The sequence below is a fragment of the Caulobacter sp. GW821-FHT05F04 genome (genome assembly GCF_059419665.1).
In genome coordinates, this window is the sequence record NZ_JBWKSF010000006.1 from 1 (window position 1) to 21,778 (window position 21,778).

The window sequence follows — 21,778 nt, forward strand, 5'->3', positions numbered from 1 at the left end:
TATATCGACGACGTCATCATGCCCCACGGCACCCGCCGTCGCATCGTGCGCGGCCTCAAGAGCCTCAAGGGGAAGGAACTCTCCAACCCCTGGAAGAAGCACGACAACATTCCGCTGTAGGGATGGCGAGCTCAGCACAAGCCCCCGCCTGACCGCGCTGAGCGCGGTCTGTCCGCCCCCAAGCGGGGCGGAGAATAGTCGCGGCTGCTTTTTCTCCTCCCCCTCTTGGGGGAGGGGGGCGGCGAACGCCGGTGGAGGGGGCTTGTACGGCCAAACCTTTCCCTCGCCGCCCGACCCTTCTATATGCGGACGCTTCTAAGCTTCCCGTGACTCCCCGAAAGGCCGCGCCCGCATGGCTCGCATCCTGATCACCTCGGCCCTGCCGTACATCAACGGCATCAAGCATCTGGGGAACCTTGCCGGGTCGATGCTGCCGGCCGACGTCTATGCGCGGTTCAAGCGGGCCCAGGGGCACGAGACCCTCTACATCTGCGCCACCGACGAACATGGCACGCCGGCCGAACTCGCGGCGACCGCCGCGGGTCAGGACGTCGCCACCTATTGCGCCGAGCAGCACATCCTTCAGCACGACGTCGGCCGCGCCTTCGGCCTGTCGTGGGACCATTTCGGCCGCTCGTCCTCGCCGCAGAATCATCGCCTGACCCAGCACTTCTGCCAGGCCCTGGAAGACCACGGCCTGATCGAGGAACGCGTCGACCAGATGGTCTATTCGGTCGACGACAAGCGCTTCCTGCCGGATCGCTATGTCGAGGGCACATGCCCCCACTGCGGCTTCGAGAAGGCGCGCGGCGACCAGTGCGACAACTGCGGCAACCTGCTGGACCCCACCGACCTGATCAATCCGTATTCGGTGATCTCGGGCTCGCGGAACATCGAGGTCCGCGACACCCGTCACCTCTACCTGCTGCAGACCAAGATGGCCGACAAGATCAGGGCCTGGGTCGATAGCCACGCCGACTGGCCGCCGCTGGCTCGCTCGATCGCCTACAAGCACCTCGATGAAGGCCTGATCGACCGCGGCATCACCCGCGACCTGGCCTGGGGTATCCCGGTGGCCAAGGACGGCGTTCCGCGTCCGGGCTTCGAGGACAAGGTCTTCTATGTCTGGTTCGACGCGCCCATCGAATATATCGCCGCCACCCAGGAATGGGCCGAGGGCTCGCCCGACCGCGACTGGAAGCGCTGGTGGCGCACCGACGCGGGCGCCGACGATGTCAGCTACGTCCAGTTCATGGGCAAGGACAATGTGGCCTTCCACACGGTCAGCTTCCCCGCGACCATCCTCGGCTCGGAAGAGCCGTGGAAGAGCGTCGACATGCTCAAGGCCTTCAACTGGCTGAACTGGTACGGCGGCAAGTTCTCGACCTCGAACAAGCGCGGCGTGTTCATGGACGCGGCCCTGGAGATTCTGCCGCCGGATCTGTGGCGCTGGTACCTGACGGCCAATTCGCCGGAGAGCAGCGACACGGCCTTCACCTGGGAGCAGTTCGCCAGCGCCGTGAACCGCGACCTGGCCGACGTGCTGGGCAATTTCGTCAACCGCATCCTGAAGTTCAACGAGAGCAAGTTCGAGGGCGTGGTGCCGGCGGGCGGTGAGCCCGGTCCGCCGGAAGAGAAGCTGTTCGCCGACGTCTCGGCGCGCCTGGCGGATCTTTCCGAACAGATGGACGCCATCGAGATCCGCAAGAGCGCCCAGGCGTTGCGGGCCTTGTGGGTGGTCGGCAACGAGTACCTGCAGGAGGCAGCGCCCTGGACCGCGATCAAGACCGATCGCGACCGCGCCGCCGTCATCGTCCGCACGGCGCTGAACCTGGTGGCCCTCTACGCCAAGCTCTCGGCGCCGTTCATCCCGTTCGCCGCCGAGACGATCGGCAACGCCTTCGGCCTGGATTACCCGGCCGCATGGCCCTCGAACGACGCCAAGGTCGAGCTCGACGTGCTGACGGTCGGCGCGAAGGTGACGGTGCCGGACGTCCTGTTCAAGAAGATCGAGGACGAGCAGATCGCCGAATGGACGGCTCGCTTCGGCGGCGCGGACTAAGGTGCCGGATACGGCGTACAGGGCGGGCGGGAAGGGGCTCCCAACCCTGGTCCGCCTTTGCCTGTTCTACGCCGCTATCTTTCTGAGCTCTGGCGTCAGTCTGCCGTATATCGGCACCTATCTGCGCTCGCGCGGCATGAGCGGCGGCGAGATCGGGCTGATCCTGGCCGTGCCGTTGCTGCTGAAGCCCTTCACCGGCGCCTCGCTGGCTGTGTGGGCCGATGGCTTCACCCTGCGGCGCACGCCGATGCTGCTGCTGCTGGTCGGAGCGGGGCTGGGCTATGCGGGCCTGCTGGCCGCTCCGAACCTGTGGTGGTTCATCCTGGCCTGGTTCGTCGGCCAGACCCTGCTGTCGACCGTCTCGCCGCTGATCGACATCATCACCCTGCGCCGGGCGCGGATCGAGGGCTTCAACTACGGGATCCCGCGCGGCACGGGCTCAAGCGCCTTTATCGCGGCGAACCTGGCCATGGGGTCGATCCTGACCTTCGCCGCGCCGACCATCATCGCCATCTGGATCGCCACGGCCTGCTTCATCGCGGCCCTGGCCGCCGCGGTGCTGGTGCCGCCCGAGCGCGTCCACGCCGAAGGCGCCAAGCCCGACCGGTCGGAGCGCTGGAAAGGCCTCTCCGAGCTGCTGCGCAATCGCACCTTCGTGCTGGCGGTGGTCACGGCTGGCCTGATCCAGGGCGCGCACGCCTTCTACTACGGCTTTTCGGCCATCCTCTGGCGCAAGCAGGGAATCTCCGAGCCGATGATCGGCGTCCTGTGGGGCGTGGGCGTCGCGGCCGAGGTCGGCTTCATGTGGTTCCTGGAGCCGCTGCGCCGCCGCTGGGGACCGGAGCGGTTCCTGATCCTGGGCGCCAGCGCCGCCGTGCTGCGCTGGACGCTCTATGCGTTCGAGCCGCCGCTGTGGGCGCTGTTCCCGCTACAGATGCTGCACGCCATGACCTTCGCGGCCTCGTTCCTGGCCTCGCTGCGCCTGATCGAGAAGCTGGCCCCGCCGGCCGCCGCGTCGCCGGCCCAGGCGATCAACTCGGCGCTGTCGTCGGGCTTCACGCTGGGCATCGCGACCCTGGCGTCGGGGCCGCTGTTCGATCGGCTGGGGGCGTACGGCTACCTGGCCACCGCCTTCATGGCCCTGCTGGGCCTGGGCGGCGCGATCCTGCTGTCGCGCCGCTCGAGATTTCAGATCGTGTAGTCGATCTCCTGGCCTTCCAGCCAGGCGACGATCCGTTCGGCCGCTTCCACGGGATCGATCGCGGTGGTGTCGATGCGTAGCTCCGGGGCTTCCGGCGCTTCATACGGGCTGTCGACGCCGGTGAAGTTCTTCAGCTGCCCAGAGCGGGCCTTTTTGTAGAGGCCCTTCACGTCCCGCGCCTCGGCGACGGCCAGGGGCGTGTCGACGAAGACCTCGATGAACTCGCCGGGCTCCAGGATGTCGCGCGCCAACTGGCGTTCGGCGCGGAACGGCGAGATGAAGGCGGTCAGCACGATCAGCCCGGCGTCGACCATCAGCTTGGCCACCTCGGCCACCCGGCGGATGTTCTCGACGCGGTCCTCTTCGGTGAAGCCGAGATCCTTGTTGAGGCCGTGGCGGACATTGTCGCCGTCCAGCAGATAGGTGTGGCGGCCCAGGGCGTGCAGGCGCTTTTCGACCAGATTGGCGATGGTCGACTTGCCCGCGCCGGAGAGGCCCGTCAGCCAGACGACCTGGCCGCGCTGGCTTTTCAGCGCCGATCGCGAGGCCTTGCTGACGTCGGTGTGCTGCCAATGGATGTTGTCGGCGCGCCGCAGGGCGAAGTTGATCATCCCCGCGCCGACGGTGCGGTTGGACAGGCGGTCGATCAGGATGAAGCCGCCCATCTGGCGGTTGTCGGCATAGGCCTCGAACGGGATGGCTTGGTCGAGCGAAAGGTTCACGAGGCCGATCTCGTTCAGCTCCAGGCGCTTGGCGGCCGTGTGCTCCAGCGTGTTGACGTTCACGCGGTGCTTGATGTCGGTGACGCTGGCGCCGACCGTCCTCGTCCCCAGCTTCAGCAGATAGGTGCGGCCCGGGGGCAGGGGCTCGTCGTCCATCCAGACGAGCGTGGCCTCGAACTGGTTGGCGACCGGGGCGGGCGCGTCGGCGGTCGCGATGACATCGCCGCGCGAGATGTCGATCTCGTCTTCCAGCGTCAGGGTCACCGACTGGCCGGCGACGGCCAGGGGCAGGTCGCCCGGCAGGGTGACGATGCGGGCCACGCGACTCTCGCGACCCGAGGGCAGGGCGCGGATGCGGTCGCCCGGCTTGATGCTCCCCGAGGCGATCAGGCCCGAGAAGCCCCGGAAGTCGAGGTTCGGGCGATTGACCCACTGCACCGGCATGCGGAACGGCTTGGACCGCAGGTCGTCCTCGACTTCCACGCCTTCCAGCCAGTCCATCAGGATCGGGCCTTCGAACCAAGGCGTCTCTTCGCTGCGCGAAGCGATGTTGTCGCCGCCGAGGCCCGAGATCGGGATGGGCGTGAAGACCGAAAGGCCGATCTGCTCGGCGAAGGCGCGGTAGTCGGCGACGATCCGGTCGAACACCGCCGGGGCCCAGCCGACCAGGTCCATCTTGTTCACCGCCAGCACCACGTGGCGGATGCCGAGCAAGGACACGAGATAGCTGTGGCGCCGCGTCTGGGTCAGCACGCCCTTGCGCGCGTCGATCAGGATCGCGGCCGCGTCGGCGGTCGAGGCGCCGGTGACCATGTTGCGCGTGTACTGCTCGTGACCGGGGGTGTCAGCGACGATGAACTTGCGCTTCTCGGTCGAGAAGAAGCGGTAGGCGACGTCGATGGTGATACCTTGCTCGCGCTCGGCGGCCAGGCCGTCGACCAGCAGGGCGAAGTCGATCGCCCCGCCCTGGGTGCCAACCTTCTTGCTGTCGGCCTCGAGGGCCGCCAGCTGATCCTCGAAGATCATCTTGCTGTCGTACAGCAGGCGGCCGATCAGGGTGGACTTGCCGTCGTCGACGCTGCCGCAGGTGATGAAGCGCAGCAGCGACTTGTGCTGATGCTGGTGCAGGTAGGCGTCGATGTCCTCGGCGATCAGGGCGGACTGGTGCGCCATCAGAAGTAGCCCTCCTGCTTCTTTTTCTCCATCGAGGCGGACTGGTCATGGTCGATGACCCGGCCCTGGCGCTCCGACGTCGTGGTCAGCAGCATCTCCTGGATGACCTGGGGCAGGGTGGCCGCGGTGCTTTCGACCGCGCCCGTCAGCGGATAGCAGCCCAGGGTGCGGAACCGCACGCTCCTCATCTGCGGCACCTCGCCATCGCGCAGGCGGAAGCGGTCGTCGTCGACCATGATCAGCGCCCCGTCGCGCTCGACCACCGGCCGTTCGGCCGCGAAGTAGAGCGGCACGATCGGGATGGTCTCGAGGTGGATGTACTGCCAGACGTCCAGCTCGGTCCAATTGGAGATCGGGAAGACGCGCAGGCTTTCGCCCGGGTGCTTGCGGGTGTTGTAGAGGTTCCAAAGCTCGGGCCGCTGGTTCTTCGGGTCCCAGCGTTGCTCTGCCGAGCGGAAAGAGAAGACCCGCTCCTTGGCCCGGCTCTTCTCCTCGTCGCGGCGAGCGCCGCCGAAGGCCGCGTCGAAGCCGTACCTGGAGAGGGCTTGTTTCAGGCCCGCCGTCTTCCAGAGGTCGGTGTGCAGGGCGCTGCCGTGGTCGAACGGATTGATCCCGCGCGCCTCGGCGTCGGGGTTCTTGTGGACGATCAGGTCGAAGCCCAGCTCGGACGCCACCTTGTCGCGCAGGGCGTACATGTCCCGGAACTTCCAGGTCGTGTCGACGTGCAGCAGAGGGAAGGGCGGCTTGCTGGGATAGAAGGCCTTGGCGGCCAGGTGCAGCATCACCGCGCTGTCCTTGCCGATCGAATACAGCATGACCGGCCGTTCGCACTCGGCCGCCACCTCGCGCAGGATGTGGATGCTCTCGGCCTCCAGGCGCTGGAGGTGGGTCAGGCGCGCCGGCGAGATTTCGGTCATTGCGGAGTCCGGCGGGTACGCGGCGGTTGCGAATTGGGTAAGGGCCAAGGCGAGGGTCCGCAAAGGAAAAACGTCCCAGCGTGTCCGTCGAGGAGCGCGCTGCGTCACCTTGCGACCTAGGCCCGGGCGAGGCTGCGGACAACCGCCGGAATTCTGGGGGCGCTGTCAGTGGACATGGCGCCAAGGCTGGTGAGCACCGACCTTCATGACCAAAAGTTCACTCGCCCCCGTTCAAGAACGCTAGCATAACGCCGGTATCGGTCCAGGGACGGGCTATGGGCTTTCTGACGGAAATGCTGGCTGTGGCGGTCGTCTGGCTGTCCTCGTTCGCGCTCTGCCAGTTCGGGGTGAGCGTCGAGCACGCCGTCTGCCCGCACGCCAAGAGCGCCTCGGCCAGGACGGTCGCCCGCTCGCCGCGCGGCGCGCCGATCGCGGTGAATGCGCCTCGCGGAACGGCCGAGGCGACCGCGCGCGACGCGTGAACGCGCGCGCAAGGCGCCCAGACCCCGCGAACACAACGGAAGTCGCTTTTCGCCAAGGCTTTTCGCCGTTAGGTTCATGTGACACGCGAAGGAGGGGTCCGGCGCGCGAAGGTTGTCTCTTGCGCCCCTCGCCGACGCCTTGGGACCCTGGCTGTGTATGAAGCCTAAGAAGCGCCAACCGCTCGATTTTTCCGCTACGCCGACGGATGCCCCTCCCGAGGAAACCAAGACCACGCCTGAACTCCCTCCGGAGGTTCCTGGGGCGACGTCGTTCGCCGGGCCGGAGGCGGACGTTCCGACCGCCGAACCCCTGAGCTTGCAGGACACGCTGAACGATGACTTGGCCGTTCCGCCGCCGATGACCGTGCGCTCGCGTCGGCGCCGGGAGCCCGATCCCGAGCCGGTCGAGAGCTTCTCCGAACCCGAGCTGAAACTGGCCACCTCGCTGGCGGCCACCGCCGAGCCGCCAGCCCCGGTGGTCGAGCCCGAACACGCCGCGCCTGCCAAGGCCGAGAGCCGCGAGCCGACCCTGGACCTGCGGGGACCCGAAGCGACCGTGCCGCTACGGACCGAGGACGTTCCGCGCCGCATGTCTGGCGTTCTGTTCTGGACCCTGGCCACCGCCATCGCCTTCCTTTGGGCCCTGGCTCCGATCGCTTTCGCCCTGGGCTATGCCCGCGGCGTGCCGGCCTTCAAGGTCGAGGGTTTCGCCCTGACGGTGTTCGCCGGTCTGGCCCTCGGTCCGGCGCTGCTGACCCTGCTAGGCGCCTATCTGCTGCGCCAAGCGACCGGCATCGCCGATGAATTGCGTCGCACCCGCACACTGACCGACCGCATCGTGACTCCGGCCGCCCTGGCGGCCTTGGGCGCGTCTAGCGCGGTCGACGCCCTGCGCCAGGGCGTGGATGACGCATCTACCGCCGCCCAGCGGGCGCGCGAGCACATCGTCTCGCTGCGCCAGGCCCTGGCCGAGGAGACCGGGCGTCTGGCCGAGGCCGCCGCCGAATCCGCCAAGATGGCCAAGCAGCTGGCCCAAGGCCTGGGTCACGAGCGCACGGCCATGGAGACTCTGTCGCAGTCGCTGGACGCCCGCTCCACGGCGGTCGTCGACGCGATCGGCAGCCAGGCCCGCATGGTGGCCGAGGCCTCCGACCTGGCCGAGACCCAGCTGCGCGAGGCCGAAGCCGCCCTGGCGGCCCGCGCCGCCGACCTGGCCGCCGCTGCGGCCGAAGCCTCGGACGCCGCCCGCGTCGGGGCCGAGGACCTGTCGCGCCAGATCGCCCGGCTGGAGACCGCCGGTCATGGAGTCGGCGACCAGGTCTCGTCGGTCGAGAAGAGCCTTGCCGCCCAGCGCGCCGCGCTCGTCGAGATCAGCCAGGCCCTGCGCTCGGACCAGGAAGACTTCGCCTCCGAGGCCGAGACCCGCACGGCCCAACTTACCGAGTTCGTGGCCTATACCCGCGTCGGCGCCACCGAGCTGTCGGACGCCGCCGCCATGGGCGCGGAGATCCTGCGCGGCCTGATCAGCGCGGCCGCCGACCAGTTCCGCGAACTGGCCGAGGGTGCCACCAGCCAGCGCGAGGCCCTGGCTGACAACGCCAAGAAGACGCTCGAAACCATCGGCGATGTCGCCGAGAACCAGCGCACCTTGCTCGAGGATGAGTTGAAGGCGGCCATGGAGGCTATGGCCGAGTCGGCGTTGAAGGCGGCCGAGGGCGTGGAGGCCCGCGTCGAGGCAGCCCGCAGCCGTGTCGACCAACTGAACGAGATCGCCTTCGCCGCCGGTCAGAAGGCTGACGCGGTGTTCGAGTCCCGCATGGAAGAGGCGCGCGACATCATCGAGCACTCGGCCCAGATGGTCGAGCAGGCCGGGGCGCGCACCTCGCAGAAGCTGGCCGACTCGGTCCAGGCCGCCCGCGGCACGCTGGACGAGCTGGAGGCGATGCTGGCCGAGATCGGCAAGCGCACCGCCGACCTGCCGGCCGAGGCGCTGCAGAAAGCCGTCGAGGTCCGGGTGTCCATCGAGCAGGGCGTTGAGCAGTTGATGAACGCCGTCCGTCGCACCGCCGAGGAGACGGCCGCGATCGATCAGGCCTTCCAGGAGCGCGTCCGTCGCAACTATGAGATGCTGAGCGAAGCGGCGGGGGCCATCACCGCGTCCAGCGCCTCGACCGTGGCCGCCCGCTCGACCTCGGCGCAGGCGCCGCCGAGCCGGACGCGCGCCGGCGCCCCGCCGCCGCCTCCGGTCCAGCCCGAACCGCTGCCGATGGCCGTGTTCGACGACGAGGACGAGGAACCGCCGACCGACCGTCGCCGGCTGCGCCTGACGCCGACGGCCACCGACCAGGAATTCCGCTCGGTGTTCGAGCAGGCCTCGGCCCGCAAACAGACGCCTCCCCAGCCGTCGTCCGATCCTGACGGCGAGGGCGGCTGGAGCTGGCGCAACCTGCTGGCCGGCATCGAGAACAGCTCGCCGGGCGACGCGGGTCTGGGTGAGAAGCTGGCCGCCGAGATCACGGCCATGGGCATCGACCCGCACGCCCTTCTGCCGCGTGGCCGGATCGACGAGATCGCCGCCGCCCTACAGACGCGTGACGACGGCGGGGCTCGCGAGGTGGTCAAGCGCCTGGCTCCGGCCGCCATCCGCCGCCTGGTCCGCCGTCTGTTCTCCGACTCGACGTTGAAGGCCAATACGGAGCGTTTCCTGAAGCGCTACGCCGGCATGATCGAAGAGGCGGCGGGCCAGGACCGCGAGGGCTTCCTGCTGGCGGCCCTGCTGTCGTCGGACGCCGGCCGGGCCTATCTTTTGCTCGACGCGGCCAGCGGCGATCTCGGCTAGGTTCTCGTGAAGCGCCCTTTTGATTTCGCGGCGGCGGCGATCGGTCTGATCTTGCTGGCCCTGCCGCTCGCCATGCTGTGGCTGCTGGTGCGCCTGACCTCGCCGGGACCGGGGCTCTACTGGTCGCGGCGGGTGGGCAGGGGCTCGGCGCTGTTTCCGATGCCCAAGTTCCGGACCATGCGGATCGACACCCCCGAGGTCGCCACGCACCTGCTGGAGGACCCCGACCGCTGGCTGACGCCGCTGGGGCCGGTGATGCGCAAGCTCAGCCTGGACGAGCTGCCGCAGCTGTGGAGCGTGCTGGTCGGCCACATGAGCCTGGTGGGGCCACGCCCGGCGCTGTTCAATCAGGACGACCTGATCGCCGCCCGCCAGGCCGCTGGCGTCGATGTCCTGCGGCCTGGCGTCACGGGCTGGGCGCAGATCAACGGCCGCGACGAACTGGCCATTCCGGACAAGGTGGCGCTCGACGCCGAGTACCTGGCCCGGCGCTCATTCCTGTTCGACCTGGAGATCATGGTCAGCACCGTCGTGCCGGTGCTGACCGCCAAGGGCGTGACCCGCTAGTTCAGGTGAGGTCCGTATAGGCCTTCTCGATCGCCGCCACGAAGGTGGGGTTTCTGGTCAGCGCCGCCGGGAAGACGGTGTCCAGAGCCAGGAAAGCCGCCACGTCGGTCTTGGCGTCGCCGGTGACGCCTACGCCAATCTCGGTCAGCTTGGCGGCCAGCGGGTCGGTGATCGCCTCGCCGGTCTTGGCGCGCAGGGCGATGAAGCGCATCCAGGCCGCCAGCGGGATCGCCAGGCGCTCGATCGAGCGGCCGGCCTCCAGGGTTTCCGTTAACGTGCCGAGGATGCGGAAGGGCAGCTTGGCCGAACCGTCCCAGGCGATCTGCGCCAGGTAGTGGCGGATCTCGGGATTGCGGAAGCGGGCCAGGATGGCTTCGGCGTAGTCGGCCAGATCCAGGCCGCGCGGCGCGGTCAGAGTCGGGATGATGTCCTTGGCCATAAGGTCGCGGGCCAGGGCTTCCAGGACCGGATCGCTGACCGCCTCGAACACCGTCTCGTGGCCGCGCAGGATGCCGGCATAGGCCAGGGTCGAGTGGACCCCATTCAACAGGCGCAGCTTGGCGCGCTCGAAGCCACGGACGTCGTCGGTCAGGATGACGCCGACGCTGGCCAGGTCCGGCGCATCGTTCGGGAGCACGTCCTCGACGACCCACTGGGTGAAGGCCTCGCGCTGGATCGGCCAGGCGTCCTCCAGGCCCGTGGCGGTCTTGACGCGCGCCCGCAGGGCGTCGTCGGTGGCGGGCGTGATGCTGTCGACCATGGTGCGCGGGAAGCTACCCTCGGTCTCGATCCAGGCGGCGAGGTCGGCGTCGATCTTGGCGGCGAAGGCGACCACGGCCGCTTTCAGGCGCCAGCCGTTGTCGGCGAGGTTGTCGCAGGCCACGACGGCGTAGGGCGACAGGCCCGCCGCGAACCGGCGGCGCAGGCCCTCGACGATATAGCCGACGGCGCTCCTGGGTTCGCGCGGATGGGCCAGGTCGTGGACGATGTCCGGGTGCTTCTCATCCAGTCCGCCCTCGGCCGACAGGGTGTAGCCCTTTTCGGTCACGGTCAGGGTGACCATGCGGGTGGTGGGGGCGGCCAGGCGAGCGAAGACCGACGGCGGATCCTCGGGCGCGACCAGCACCTCGACGATCGAGCCGACGATGCGGAAGGTGGTCTCGGCGTCCAGCTGAGCCAGGGTGTAGAGGCCGTCCTGCGGCTGCAGGGCGTCGCGGACGCCGGGGCTCTTCAGCGAAACGGCGCAGATGCCCCAGCGCGGATCGCTGGCCAGCAGTTGGTCGAAATAGAAGGCCTGGTGGGCGCGATGGAAGGCGCCCGGGCCGAAATGGACGACCCCGACCTGCACCTTGTCGCGGTCATAGGTCGGCAGCGCCGTGCCGGGGATCGCGCCCGGATAGCTGGTCGCGCTCAGACGCAGGGCGGGGGAGGTGGTGGGAGAAGCCGTCAAGGGAGCACGCCTGGAGTTTCGTAGCGGAAGGGTCGATCGTTTAAATGCGGTAGTCTGACAAGGCTGGCAATTGGCCTGACCATTTTTAGAGAGTCACGCCGGACTTCCAGATGGCGATCTCGCGCTCTCCGTTGAGTTCGGCCTTGGTGGCCTTGCCCGAGGCGGTGTCGACCACGAGGTCCATCAGCCGGTCGGCCGCGTCGTCCATCGACACGCCTTCCAGCACCTGGCCGGCGTCGAAGTCGATCCAGCCGGGTTTGCGCTGGGCCAGGCCCGAGTTCGAGGCGATCTTCAGGGTCGGGGCCGGGAAGCCCAGCGGCGTGCCGCGGCCGGTGGTGAACAGGATCACCGTCGCGCCGGCGGCGGTCAGGGCCGTCGACGAGACCGCGTCGTTGCCCGGGGCCTCCAGCAGGGTCAGGCCGTGCGGGCCGACGCGCTCGCCGTAGCGCAGCACCTCGACCAACTGGGCCCGGCCACCCTTCTGCACCGCGCCCAGGGACTTTTCCTCGAGCGTGGTGATGCCGCCGGCGATGTTGCCGGGCGAGGGGTTCTCGTAGATCGGCTGGTTGTTGTCGATGAAGTAGCGCTTGAAGTCGTCGATCACGCCGACGGCCTGGTCGAAGATCTCGCGGCTGGCGGCGCGCTGCAGCAGCACGTTCTCGGCCCCGAAGACCTCCGGAATCTCGGTCAGGACCGGGGTGCCCCCGGCGTCGGCGACCTTGTCGGCGATGCGGCCGACCAACGGGTTGGCGGTGACGCCCGAGAAGCCGTCCGAGCCGCCGCACTTGAGGCCGACGACCAGCTCCGAGACCGGGATCGGCTCACGCCTGTCCCGCTCGGCGATGGCGACCAGGGCCTCGACGGCGGACAGGCCGTCCTCCAGTTCGTCCTCGACCATCTGGGTCGTGAAGCTGCGCAGGCGTTCGCGGTCGATATCCGGCGCGCTCTCCAGCAGGGCCTTCAGCTGGTTGTTCTCGCAGCCCAGGCCCAGGATCAGCACGCCGCCGGCGTTGGGGTGGGCGGCCAGGCCCGCGATCAGGCTGCGGGTGTGGGTCAGGTCGTCGCCCAGCTGCGAGCAGCCGAACGGGTGGGGGAAGGCGTAGATTCCGTCGACGCGGCCGGCGAAGCGGGCATTGGCCTTTTCGGCGATGCGGCGGGCGGTGTTGGCCACGCAGCCGACGGTGCACAGCACCCAGATCTCGTTGCGGGTGCCGGCCCGGCCGTTCTTGCGGCGATAGCCGTCGAAGGTGCGAGGGGCGGGCTCGACGTGCGGCTCCGGCGCGGTCGGGGCGAAGGTGTAGCCCTCGACGCCTTGCAGGCGAGTCTCGACATTGTGGACGTGGACATGGTCGCCGGTCGCGATGTCGACCGTGGCCCGGCCGATCGGCCAGCCGTACTTCAGGACGTCGGCGCCAGCGCTGGCACAGCGAATGGCGATCTTGTGACCCTTGGGGATGTCGGCGCGGACGGTGATCGCCTGGCCGTGCAGGTCCAGGACCTCGCCAGCCACGAGGTCGCGCAGGGCGGTGGCCACGTGGTCGCGCGGGTCGACGGGGTGGATCGATTCGCGAGGCGCAAGGGTCGTATCGGTCATGGGTTCGTCTTCGCCGCCGAGTTTCGTGTCGTCAATTTCACTGCCTAGTGACATGGTAACCGGTGTCAGTCACCCCTCATGCGGACGTTTCGTCCTAGGTTGGCGACGTCCGCGCGGCTAGAGTATGACAAAAGACAACGCTTAAAGCTGCTTGGAAACGCCGTGAACTCTTCGAAGACGCCTTCCTCGTCCCCGGAAGATCCAGAGAGCAGCGTCGAGGGTGGTCGCAAGCGAGCCACGATCAACGATATCGCCCGGCTTGCCGGGGTGTCGAAGAAGACCGTTTCCCGCGTCATCAACCAGTCTCCCTTCGTCCGCGACGAGACCCGCGAGCGCATCGAGGCGGTGATCGCCGAGTGGGGCTACGCGCCCGATCCCCAGGCCCGGGGCCTGGCGTTCCGCCGCTCGTTCCTGATCGGCATGATCTACGACAACCCCAACCCGCAGTACGTCGTCAACATGCAGCTGGGGCTGCTGGACGGCATGCGCGGCTCGGGCTTCGAGCTGGTCGTCCACCCCTGTAACCGCGCCAGCCCGACCTTCCTGACCGACATCCGCGCCTTCGTGGAGCGCCAGAAGCTGTTCGGCGTCGTGCTGCCGCCGTCGGTGTCCGAGGACGAACGTGTCGCCAAGCTGCTGAACGAGATCGGCTGCGCGTACATCCGCATCGCCTCGGTCGAACTGGACAAGCCCGAGCACATGATCGTCGGCCACGACCGTCTGGGCGGGGAGGTGATGGGTCAGCATCTGGTCGACCTGGGTCACACGCTGATCGGCTTCATCAGCGGCCTGCCCAACTTCCGTTCCTCGCACGAACGCCGGGGCGGGCTGGAGGACGCGCTTCGGAAGGCCGGGGTAGAGTTGAAGCCCGACTATGTCGTCCAGGGCGCCTATACCTTCGAGTCCGGCCTGGCCTGCGGCGAGGCTCTGCTGGCCATGAAGCCGCGCCCCACCGCCATCTTCTGCGGCAACGACGAAATGGCCGCCGGCGCGCTGCAGGCGGCGCGGCGCGCGGGGCTGAGGGTTCCCGAGGATTTGACCGTCGTCGGCTTCGACGACTTCCAGATCGCCCAGGCCGTCTGGCCGCCGCTGACCACGATCCACATCCCGACGCGCGAGGTGGGCCGTATCGCCGCCGAAAAGCTCATCGGACGGGAAAGTCGCGAAGCGCGTGATCCCGCCAGCACGATCCCGTATCTTGTCCTGCGGGAGTCCTCGGCCGCGCCGCCGAAGTCCTGAGGACAACCCGCCGCGACGCCTGCCTCCTTTCTTGCAACGCGTCGTGACACCGGTTACCAAGCGCGTCACGACAGCCCGCCGCGAGGCCGTCCAGACGTTGGGAAGAGGAAGCGAAAAATGCCCAGGCCGCTGAATTTTCATGAGGATCGTCTGTTTCCGGCGGACCCGGCGACGCGCTCTTACGCGCGCGGCCTCTATTCGCTGGTCAAGGACCTGCCGATCATCAGCCCGCACGGGCACACGGACCCGTCGTGGTTCGCCACGAACGAGCCCTTCCAGGACGCCACCGACCTGCTGCTGGCGCCGGACCACTATCTGTACCGGATGCTCTACAGCCAGGGCATAAGCCTGGACGACCTGAAGGTGCGTTCGAAGGCTGGCGTTCCGGACACCGACCCGCGCGCGGCCTGGAAGCTGTTCGCCAGCAACTTCCACCTCTTCCGCGGCACGCCGTCGTGGATCTGGCTGAACCACGTGTTCTCCAAGGTGTTCGGCTTCACCGAGTTCCTCGAGACCTCGAACGCCGACGACTATTTCGACCGCATCAACGCGGCCCTGGCCACGGACGCCTTCCGTCCGCGCGCCCTGTTCGATCGCTTCAACATCGAGACCCTGGCCACCACCGAAGGCCCGCACGAGAGCCTGAAGCATCACGCGGCCATCCGCGAGAGCGGGTGGGGCGGTCACGTCATCACCGCCTATCGCCCCGACGCGGTCATCGACTTCGAGGACGAGCGCAGCCCGCGCGCTTTCGAGCGTTTCGCCGAGACCTCGGGCCAGGACGTCTACAGCTGGAAGAGCTACCTGGAAGCGCATCGCCTGCGCCGGGCGGCCTTCATCGAAGCCGGCGCCACCTCGTCCGACCACGGCCACCCGACGGCGGCCACCGCCGACCTGTCGGACGCCGAGGCCGAGGCGCTGTTCCAAAGCCTGGTGAAGGGCGACGTCACGCCCGAGAAAGCCGAGCTGTTCCGCGCCCAGATGCTGACCGAAATGGCCAAGATGAGCCTGGACGACGGGTTGGTCATGCAGATCCACCCGGGCTCGCACCGCAACCACAATGCGGGCCTGCTGGCCTCGCACGGTCGCGACAAGGGCGCCGACATCCCGATGCGCACCGAGTACGTCTCGGCGCTGAAGCCGCTGCTGGGCCGCCTGGGCAACGATCCGCGCCTGTCGGTGATCCTGTTCACCCTGGACGAGACCGTCTACAGCCGCGAGCTGGCCCCGCTGGCCGGACACTATCCGGTGCTGAAGCTGGGTCCGTCCTGGTGGTTCCACGACAGCCCGGAAGGCATGATGCGCTTCCGCGAGCAGGTCACCGAGACTGCCGGCTTCTACAACACCGTCGGCTTCAACGACGACACCCGCGCCTTCCTGTCGATCCCGGCGCGCCACGACGTGGCCCGCCGCGTCGACAGCGCCTTCCTGGCCCGCATGGTCGCCGAGCACCGGATGGATCTGGTCGAGGCCGAGGCGCTGATCGTCGACCTGACCTACAACCTGCCCAAGAAGGCCTACAAGCTGGATCGGCGTCCCGACTGGGCCCGTCCCGTCGCGGCGCTGGCCGTCGCCGCCGAATAAGAACACCCTTCCGGAGACTTCCCGATGTTCGCCAAGACCTATCACGCCACCCATCCGGACATGATGTTCGCGGTCAGCAACGACGACCTGCGCGACCGCTACCTGATGCAGGACCTGTTCCAGGACGGCCAGATCGTCCTGACCTACAACCACGCCGAACGCTTCATCGTCGGCGGCGTCGTGGCCACCACGGCGATCAAGCTGCCCGACCAGACCGAGCCCGCCTCGGCCGCCGGCCATCCGTTCCTGGAGCGCCGCGAACTGGGCGTGATCAATGTCGGCGAGACCACCGGCAAGATCACCGTCGACGGCGTCGCCTACGAGATCGTTCCGCGTGACGGCCTGTACGTCACCATGGGCGCCAAGGATGTTACCTTCGAAGGCGTGAACGGCGAGGCCGCGCGCTTCTACCTGGTCAGCCTGCCGGCCCACGCCGCGTTCGAGACCAAGAAGCTGGCCTTCGCCGACGCCGTCGCCCTGGAGCGCGGCGCGCTGGAGACCAGCAACGAGCGCACCATCTACCAGTACATCGTGCCGACCACCTGCAAATCGGCCCAGCTGCTGCTGGGCATGACGGTGTTGAAGCCGGGCAGCGTCTGGAACACCATGCCGCCCCACCTGCACGACCGTCGTTCGGAAGCCTATTTCTACTTCGGTCTGGGCGAGAACGACCGGGTCTTCCACTACATGGGCGAACCGGACGAGATGCGTCACATCGTGATCGCCAACGAGGAAGCCGTGATGAGCCCGCCGTGGTCGATCCACATGGGTTCGGGCACCGCCAACTACACCTTCATCTGGGCGATGGGCGGCGAAAACCTCGACTATACCGACATGAACGTGCTGGACATCTGCCAGCTGAAGTAGGGGCCCTGGCCTGAACGCTTCTCCGTCGTCATCCCGGGTGAAGCGTAGCGAAGATCCGCGACCCAGGGGCCATTGGCGATGCGCCGGCCCCTGGGTCGGGGATAGCCTCTCCGAGGCTTGCGGGATGACGAGATTTTGGATCAGGAAATCAGAACCCATGGCCAATCCGTTCAGCCTCGAAGGCAAGGTCGCGCTGGTCACCGGCGCCAATACCGGGATCGGGCAGGGGATCGCCATCGCCCTGGCCGCCGCCGGCGCGGACATCGCCGCCGCGGGCCGCAGCGCGCCGACCGACACTCAGAAGGCCGTCGAGGCCCTGGGCCGCAAGTTCCTGTCGATCAAGGCCGACTTCGGCTCGACCGAGCCCGTCCAGCGCGTGGTCGACGAGAGCGTGGCCGCGTTCGGCAAGGTCGACATCCTGGTCAACAACGCCGGCATCATCCGTCGCGCCGACTCGATCGAGTTCTCGGAAGCCGACTGGGACGCGGTGATGGACACCAACCTGAAGGTCGTCTTCTTCCTGACCCAGGCCTTCGCCAAGCAGGCGCTGAAGCAGGGGCCCGTGAATGGTGTGACCGCGAAGGTGATCAATATCGCGTCCCTGCTCTCGTTCCAGGGCGGCATCCGCGTGCCGTCCTATACGGCCGCCAAGTCGGGCCTGGCCGGCCTGACCAAGATCCTGGCCAACGAGTGGGCGACCAAGGGGATCAACGTCAACGCCATCGCCCCGGGCTATTTCGACACCAACAATACCGAGGCCCTGCGGGCCGACGCCGACCGCAACGCCTCGATCCTGGCTCGCATCCCGGCCGGGCGCTGGGGCCGCCCGGAAGATATCGGCGGCGCCGCCGTCTTCCTGGCCTCGTCGGCCGCCGACTACGTTCAGGGCATTACCTTGCCCGTGGATGGTGGCTGGCTGGCGCGCTGACGAAAGAAAACCACGCAAAAATGCTATGGTAGCGCAACCATAGTGCCGGGCGGGTTTTCCCGCCCGGTGAAGCGCGCTAGAGGGCGCCGTAACGTCAGCGCCAGGGATCGATCCCGCGTCGTCGACGCTTTCTCGTGATCCATTCCCGTCCCGAACGGCTCCGGCCGATCCTGGAGTTCGCGCATGCGCAATCCGGCCCTGTCGATCGACGTCGACCGTCCCACCAGCCGTCACGTCCGCCAGAACGCCAACCTGCTGAACGATCTCCTGATCGAGGCGATCACCTATCTCGAGGGCGAGGAGGCCGCCGCCCTGGTGGCCAAGGCGCGCAAGGCCGCCTCCGGCGAGGACGAGGATACCAGCGACGCGCCGGTCCTCGACCATCTGTTCGCCGATCTCACCAACGATCAGGCCGTGTTCCTGGCCCGCGCCTTCGCCAGTCACTCGCTGCTGGCCAATATCGGCGAGGACGTCGCCGGCCGCCGTCGTCACGCCGAGGCCGACGCCCAGCCGGGCGACGAGCGGCCGCGCACCCTGGTCGACGCCGTGAAGCGCCTGAAGGCCCAAGGCAAGACCGACGCCGAGCTGGCGAGGGTCTTCGCCGCCATGAACGTGGTGCCGGTGCTGACCGCCCACCCGACCGAGGTGCGCCGCCGCAGCATGGTCGACCGCGAGACCGAGATCTCGCGCCTGATGGCCCTGCGCCGCCACCATCTGCCGGCGGACCTGGACGCCGAGATCCGCGAGGGCCTGTTCCGCGAGATCGCCCTGATGTGGCGCACCCGCCTCTATCGTCCCGAGCGGATCACCGTGAAGGACGAGATCCGCAACGCCCTGTCGATCGTCCGCACCTCGATCCTGCCGGCGATGATCGAGCTCTATGGCGACTGGACGGCCAAGATCGGTTCGCACGGCCATATGGCGCCGCTGCTGAAGATGGGCTCGTGGCTGGGCGGCGACCGCGACGGCCATCCCGGCGTCAATGGCGAGACCCTGAAGCTGGCCTTCGCCAGCCAGTCCCGCGTGATCCTCGACTGGTACGCCGGCGAGGTGCGGAAGCTGTGGTCCAACCTGGCCGTCTCGACCGCCTACACGCCGGTGTCGAACGAGCTGCTGGCCCTGGCCGCCCAGACCCGCGATCCGTCGATCCATCGCCTGGACGAGCCCTATCGCCTGGCCCTGGAGCTGATCTTCGATCGCCTGACGGCCGTGTCGCAGAAGCTGACCGGCGCGCCGGTCGCCTACGCCACCGGCGCGACCGACGTCGAGGCCTATGGTCATCCCGATGCGTTCGTCGCCGACCTGAGCGTGATCATCGACAGCCTGGAGCGCAACGGCGGCGAGCGGCTGGTCGGCTCGGCTCTGCGCACCCTGGTCGAGGTGGCCAAGGCCTGCGGCTTCCACCTGATGAGCCTGGATCTGCGCCAGAACGCCGACGTCCACGAACGGACGCTCGACGAGCTGTTCCAGCGGGCCGGCACGGGTGTCTCCTATCTCAAGCTCGACGAGGAGGCCCGCTGCAAGGTCCTGATCGAGGAGCTGTCGCACCAGCGCCCCCTGGTCTCGCCGTTCACCGCCTATAGCGAGGAGACGACCAAGGAGCTGGCCACGATGAGCGCCGCCGCCCAGGCGGTTCGCGACTATGGCCATGGCTGCCTCGGGGCGTACATCATTTCGAAGTCGGCGACCCTGTCCGACATCCTCGAACCGCTCGTTCTGCTCAAGCAGGTCGGCCTGGTCTGGGGCGGGGCCGCGCCGCGCGCCTCGGTCAAGGTCGCGCCGCTGTTCGAGACCATCGGCGACCTGGAGAACGGCCCCGCCGTGCTGCGCCAGTGGCTGGAACTGCCGCTGTCCCGGACCATCCTGGGCGACCGGCCGGTGCAGGAGATCATGCTCGGCTACTCCGACAGCAACAAGGACGGCGGGTACGTGGCCAGCCGCCGGGGTGTCGCTCGCGGCGCCTCGGCCCTGGCGTTCGAGGCCGACCGGATGGGCGTGGGCCTGCAGCTCTTCCACGGCCGCGGCGGCAGCGTCGGACGGGGCGGTGGTCCCGCCGCCGAGGCCGTGCTGGCCCAGCCGGCCGGCACCGTCCAGGGCCGCATCCGCATGACCGAGCAGGGCGAGATGATCGCCCGCCGCTTCGGCGACCAGCCCACCGCCCGCCGCAACCTCGACGGCCTGGCAGCCGCCGTGCTGATGTCCAGCGAGCGCCCGGTCCACAAGCCCGACCCCAGGGTCGAGGCCGCCATGACCGCCCTGGCCGAGGCCTCGTTCCATGGCTTCCGCGCCCTGGTGTATGACGATCCGGCGTTCGAGGACTTCTTCTGGTCGGTCACGCCGATCAGCGAGATCGTGGGCTTGAACATCGGCAGCCGTCCCGCCAGCCGCACCGCCAGCCGCAAGATCGAGGACCTGCGGGCCATCCCGTGGGTGTTCAGCTGGTCCCAGGCCCGCTTCATGCTTCCGGGCTGGTACGGCTTCGCCTCGGGCGTCGAGCGGGCCAAGCTGTCGGTCGAGCAACTGCGCGACCTGGCGGGAAGTTTCGACTTCTTCGCGTCCCTCCTGTCGAACATGGAGCTGGCCCTGGCGCAGAGCCACATGGGCATAGCCGCCCGGTACATGGCCCTGTCGCCGGACAAGGAAAACGCCGCGCGCATCTTCGCGACCATCCAGCGCGAGCACGACGCGGCCTCGCGCATCGCCCTGGAGATCCGCGGCGGTTCGAGCCTGCTCGACAACCAGCCGGACCTGGCCGAGTCGGTGACCCTGGCCAGCCGCTCGGTGGACCCGCTGAACCACCTGCAGCTGGAGCTGCTGTCGCGCCGCCGGGCGGGGGAGGCCGACGAGGAGCTGCGCCTGGCCATCCAGCTGACCGTGGCCGGCATCGCGGCGGGCCTGCGCAATACGGGGTGAGCGCGGCCTGACCACGAGATATGAGAAAGCGCGGGATTTCCGAGCCCCTAAAGGCTTTCCTTTTCAACAATTTGCCCCTTCTCACCTCCTGCCTTTACGGCGCTTGCGCTCCCTGGCGGTTTCTGGTTATCTGTTCATGACACCGGTGGCGAAGTGGCCTGGCCACTTTTCCGGATTTCCGTGACACCGGTATCAAAACGGTTCGGTTCGGCGTCTTGGTCGGTCCGTCTCGTTTGCGGCTCTTGAGCTCGCTCCTGCGCAAACTTCCGGGGCGTCGGGTCATACCGGCGCCCTCACTTTTGCGTCCGGGGCGGGGGAGGGAGCCGAAGGAAAAGCGTTCGGGGATGGAAGCGAGACCAGAGATCCAAGGCGCGGAAAACGCCGCCGAGCGGTCGTGAAACCGCGCTTCAAGACCTCTTAGTTTGACGTTGCGGCAAGCCCGGTGTGGCGCTCGTCGGCAACGCGGTCTAAGGGATCGCCCTGAGCCAATTCCGGCGAAATCTTGCATGCGCGGCGACCCAAAAGGCCCTCCGCGCAAGATCGATCCTTCGGGAAGGAGTCTAAGATGGTAAAAGACCGTATGGCGGTGCTGACCGCCCTGATGGACCAGGGTGTCATCCCGGTTTTCTATCACCCGGACGTCGAGGTCTGTAAGGCCGTGATCCAGGCCTGCGCCGACGGCGGCGCGCCCTGCATCGAGTTCACTAACCGCGGCGACTTCGCCAGCCACGTCTTCTACGAAGTGACCCGTTACTTCCACGAGGCCGACCCCCGCGTGATCATGGGCGTGGGCTCGATCGTCGACGCCCCGACCGCCGGCATCTACATCGCCAACGGCGCCAAGTTCGTGGTCGGCCCGATCCTGAACGCCGACGTCGCCAAGGTCTGCAACCGCCGCAAGATCCCGTATTCGCCGGGCTGCGGCTCGGCCTCGGAAATCTCGTACGCCGAAGAACTGGGCTGCGAGATCGTCAAGGTGTTCCCCGGCTCGTCGGTCGGCGGCCCGGACTTCGTCAAGGCGGTGCTGGGCCCGATGCCCTGGACCCGCATCATGCCGACGGGCGGCGTCGATCCGGACGAAGCCTCGGTCAAGAAGTGGTTCGGCGCGGGCATCGTCGCCGCCGGCATGGGCTCCAAGCTGATCACGCAAGAGCTGCTGGACGCCAAGGACTACGCGGGCATCACCAAGAAGGTCCGCGAGACTGTTGACCTGATCAAGAAGGTTCGTGGGAAGGCCTAA

Annotated in this window: 16 protein-coding genes; 12 read left to right on the forward strand and 4 right to left on the reverse strand. The window is 68.0% G+C overall.

Annotated features, from left to right (window positions below):
* From AC07R7_RS16245 to AC07R7_RS16255, 3 genes are all read left to right on the forward strand, one after another.
* Positions 1 to 120: hypothetical protein (locus AC07R7_RS16245; RefSeq protein ID WP_425999331.1), on the forward strand; the 120-nt coding region annotated here is incomplete at its 5' end.
* A 232-nt stretch (positions 121 to 352) separates the two neighbouring features.
* The gene (gene metG / locus AC07R7_RS16250) at positions 353 to 2,062 is read left to right on the forward strand and encodes a methionine--tRNA ligase (protein WP_494635877.1); all 1,710 of its coding nucleotides are present in this window, start codon (positions 353 to 355) and stop codon (positions 2,060 to 2,062) included.
* Between the two features lies 1 nt (position 2,063).
* Positions 2,064 to 3,263, forward strand: coding sequence for an MFS transporter (locus tag AC07R7_RS16255; protein ID WP_494635878.1), 1,200 nt, complete (start codon positions 2,064 to 2,066; stop codon positions 3,261 to 3,263).
* Here AC07R7_RS16255 and cysN read toward each other — a convergent pair.
* Together cysN and cysD are read right to left on the reverse strand one after the other, a co-directional pair.
* Entirely contained in the window at positions 3,251 to 5,158 is a 1,908-nt protein-coding gene (cysN, locus tag AC07R7_RS16260) for a sulfate adenylyltransferase subunit CysN (RefSeq protein ID WP_494635879.1), read from the reverse strand. The genes AC07R7_RS16255 and cysN overlap by 13 nt on opposite strands.
* Complete coding sequence (cysD, locus tag AC07R7_RS16265) at positions 5,158 to 6,123, reverse strand: sulfate adenylyltransferase subunit CysD (protein WP_494635880.1); 966 nt, start codon at positions 6,121 to 6,123, stop codon at positions 5,158 to 5,160. Before cysD ends, cysN begins: the two co-directional genes overlap by 1 nt.
* Positions 6,124 to 6,350: 227 nt before the next feature.
* On the opposite strand from cysD, the gene AC07R7_RS16270 reads away from it, so the two are divergent.
* The 3 genes from AC07R7_RS16270 (at position 6,351) to AC07R7_RS16280 (ending at position 9,963) form a co-directional block, all read left to right on the forward strand.
* The gene (locus AC07R7_RS16270) at positions 6,351 to 6,557 is read left to right on the forward strand and encodes a hypothetical protein (RefSeq protein WP_492841609.1); all 207 of its coding nucleotides are present in this window, start codon (positions 6,351 to 6,353) and stop codon (positions 6,555 to 6,557) included.
* Positions 6,558 to 6,714: 157 nt separating this feature from the next.
* Positions 6,715 to 9,396 carry a coiled-coil domain-containing protein gene (locus AC07R7_RS16275; RefSeq protein WP_494635881.1) on the forward strand — a complete coding sequence of 894 codons (2,682 nt, stop codon included), beginning with the start codon at positions 6,715 to 6,717 and terminating at the stop codon, positions 9,394 to 9,396.
* A gap of 6 nt (positions 9,397 to 9,402) precedes the next feature.
* Positions 9,403 to 9,963 carry a sugar transferase gene (locus AC07R7_RS16280; RefSeq protein ID WP_494635882.1) on the forward strand — a complete coding sequence of 187 codons (561 nt, stop codon included), beginning with the start codon at positions 9,403 to 9,405 and terminating at the stop codon, positions 9,961 to 9,963.
* A gap of 1 nt (position 9,964) precedes the next feature.
* Here AC07R7_RS16280 and AC07R7_RS16285 read toward each other — a convergent pair whose 3' ends face one another.
* Both AC07R7_RS16285 and AC07R7_RS16290 read right to left on the reverse strand, forming a co-directional pair.
* On the reverse strand, positions 9,965 to 11,413 hold the full coding sequence (locus AC07R7_RS16285; RefSeq protein ID WP_494635883.1) for a mannitol dehydrogenase family protein: 1,449 nt from the start codon (positions 11,411 to 11,413) through the stop codon (positions 9,965 to 9,967).
* Positions 11,414 to 11,498: 85 nt separating this feature from the next.
* A complete protein-coding gene (locus AC07R7_RS16290) occupies positions 11,499 to 13,007 on the reverse strand; it encodes a UxaA family hydrolase (protein ID WP_494635884.1) in 1,509 nt (502 codons plus the stop codon).
* Between the two features lie 162 nt (positions 13,008 to 13,169).
* Here AC07R7_RS16290 and AC07R7_RS16295 point away from each other — a divergent pair, with 162 nt between their 5' ends.
* The 6 genes from AC07R7_RS16295 (at position 13,170) to AC07R7_RS16320 (ending at position 21,778) form a co-directional block, all read left to right on the forward strand.
* Positions 13,170 to 14,246, forward strand: coding sequence for a LacI family DNA-binding transcriptional regulator (locus AC07R7_RS16295; protein WP_492841617.1), 1,077 nt, complete (start codon positions 13,170 to 13,172; stop codon positions 14,244 to 14,246).
* A gap of 117 nt (positions 14,247 to 14,363) precedes the next feature.
* Positions 14,364 to 15,830 (forward strand): glucuronate isomerase, encoded by a 1,467-nt coding sequence (gene uxaC, locus AC07R7_RS16300; protein WP_494635885.1) that lies wholly within the window; start codon positions 14,364 to 14,366, stop codon positions 15,828 to 15,830.
* A gap of 24 nt (positions 15,831 to 15,854) precedes the next feature.
* Positions 15,855 to 16,697, forward strand: coding sequence for a 5-dehydro-4-deoxy-D-glucuronate isomerase (gene kduI / locus AC07R7_RS16305; protein ID WP_494635886.1), 843 nt, complete (start codon positions 15,855 to 15,857; stop codon positions 16,695 to 16,697).
* A 157-nt stretch (positions 16,698 to 16,854) separates the two neighbouring features.
* A complete protein-coding gene (gene kduD / locus AC07R7_RS16310) occupies positions 16,855 to 17,625 on the forward strand; it encodes a 2-dehydro-3-deoxy-D-gluconate 5-dehydrogenase KduD (RefSeq protein WP_494635887.1) in 771 nt (256 codons plus the stop codon).
* Positions 17,626 to 17,808: 183 nt separating this feature from the next.
* Positions 17,809 to 20,538, forward strand: a complete 2,730-nt coding sequence (gene ppc, locus AC07R7_RS16315) for a phosphoenolpyruvate carboxylase (protein WP_494635888.1) — start codon at positions 17,809 to 17,811, stop codon at positions 20,536 to 20,538.
* Between the two features lie 565 nt (positions 20,539 to 21,103).
* On the forward strand, positions 21,104 to 21,778 hold the full coding sequence (locus AC07R7_RS16320; protein WP_099582329.1) for a bifunctional 4-hydroxy-2-oxoglutarate aldolase/2-dehydro-3-deoxy-phosphogluconate aldolase: 675 nt from the start codon (positions 21,104 to 21,106) through the stop codon (positions 21,776 to 21,778).

What these genes read in the sequence shown, in the direction of transcription:
- metG (WP_494635877.1), top strand. Translation starts at nt 353, where the DNA reads ATGGCTCGCATCCTGATCACCTCGGCCCTGCCGTACATCAACGGCATC.
- cysN (WP_494635879.1), bottom strand. Translation starts at nt 5,158, where the DNA reads ATGGCGCACCAGTCCGCCCTGATCGCCGAGGACATCGACGCCTACCTG.
- AC07R7_RS16270 (WP_492841609.1), top strand. Translation starts at nt 6,351, where the DNA reads ATGGGCTTTCTGACGGAAATGCTGGCTGTGGCGGTCGTCTGGCTGTCC.
- AC07R7_RS16275 (WP_494635881.1), top strand. Translation starts at nt 6,715, where the DNA reads ATGAAGCCTAAGAAGCGCCAACCGCTCGATTTTTCCGCTACGCCGACG.
- AC07R7_RS16290 (WP_494635884.1), bottom strand. Translation starts at nt 13,007, where the DNA reads ATGACCGATACGACCCTTGCGCCTCGCGAATCGATCCACCCCGTCGAC.
- uxaC (WP_494635885.1), top strand. Translation starts at nt 14,364, where the DNA reads ATGCCCAGGCCGCTGAATTTTCATGAGGATCGTCTGTTTCCGGCGGAC.
- kduI (WP_494635886.1), top strand. Translation starts at nt 15,855, where the DNA reads ATGTTCGCCAAGACCTATCACGCCACCCATCCGGACATGATGTTCGCG.
- kduD (WP_494635887.1), top strand. Translation starts at nt 16,855, where the DNA reads ATGGCCAATCCGTTCAGCCTCGAAGGCAAGGTCGCGCTGGTCACCGGC.
- ppc (WP_494635888.1), top strand. Translation starts at nt 17,809, where the DNA reads ATGCGCAATCCGGCCCTGTCGATCGACGTCGACCGTCCCACCAGCCGT.
- AC07R7_RS16320 (WP_099582329.1), top strand. Translation starts at nt 21,104, where the DNA reads ATGGTAAAAGACCGTATGGCGGTGCTGACCGCCCTGATGGACCAGGGT.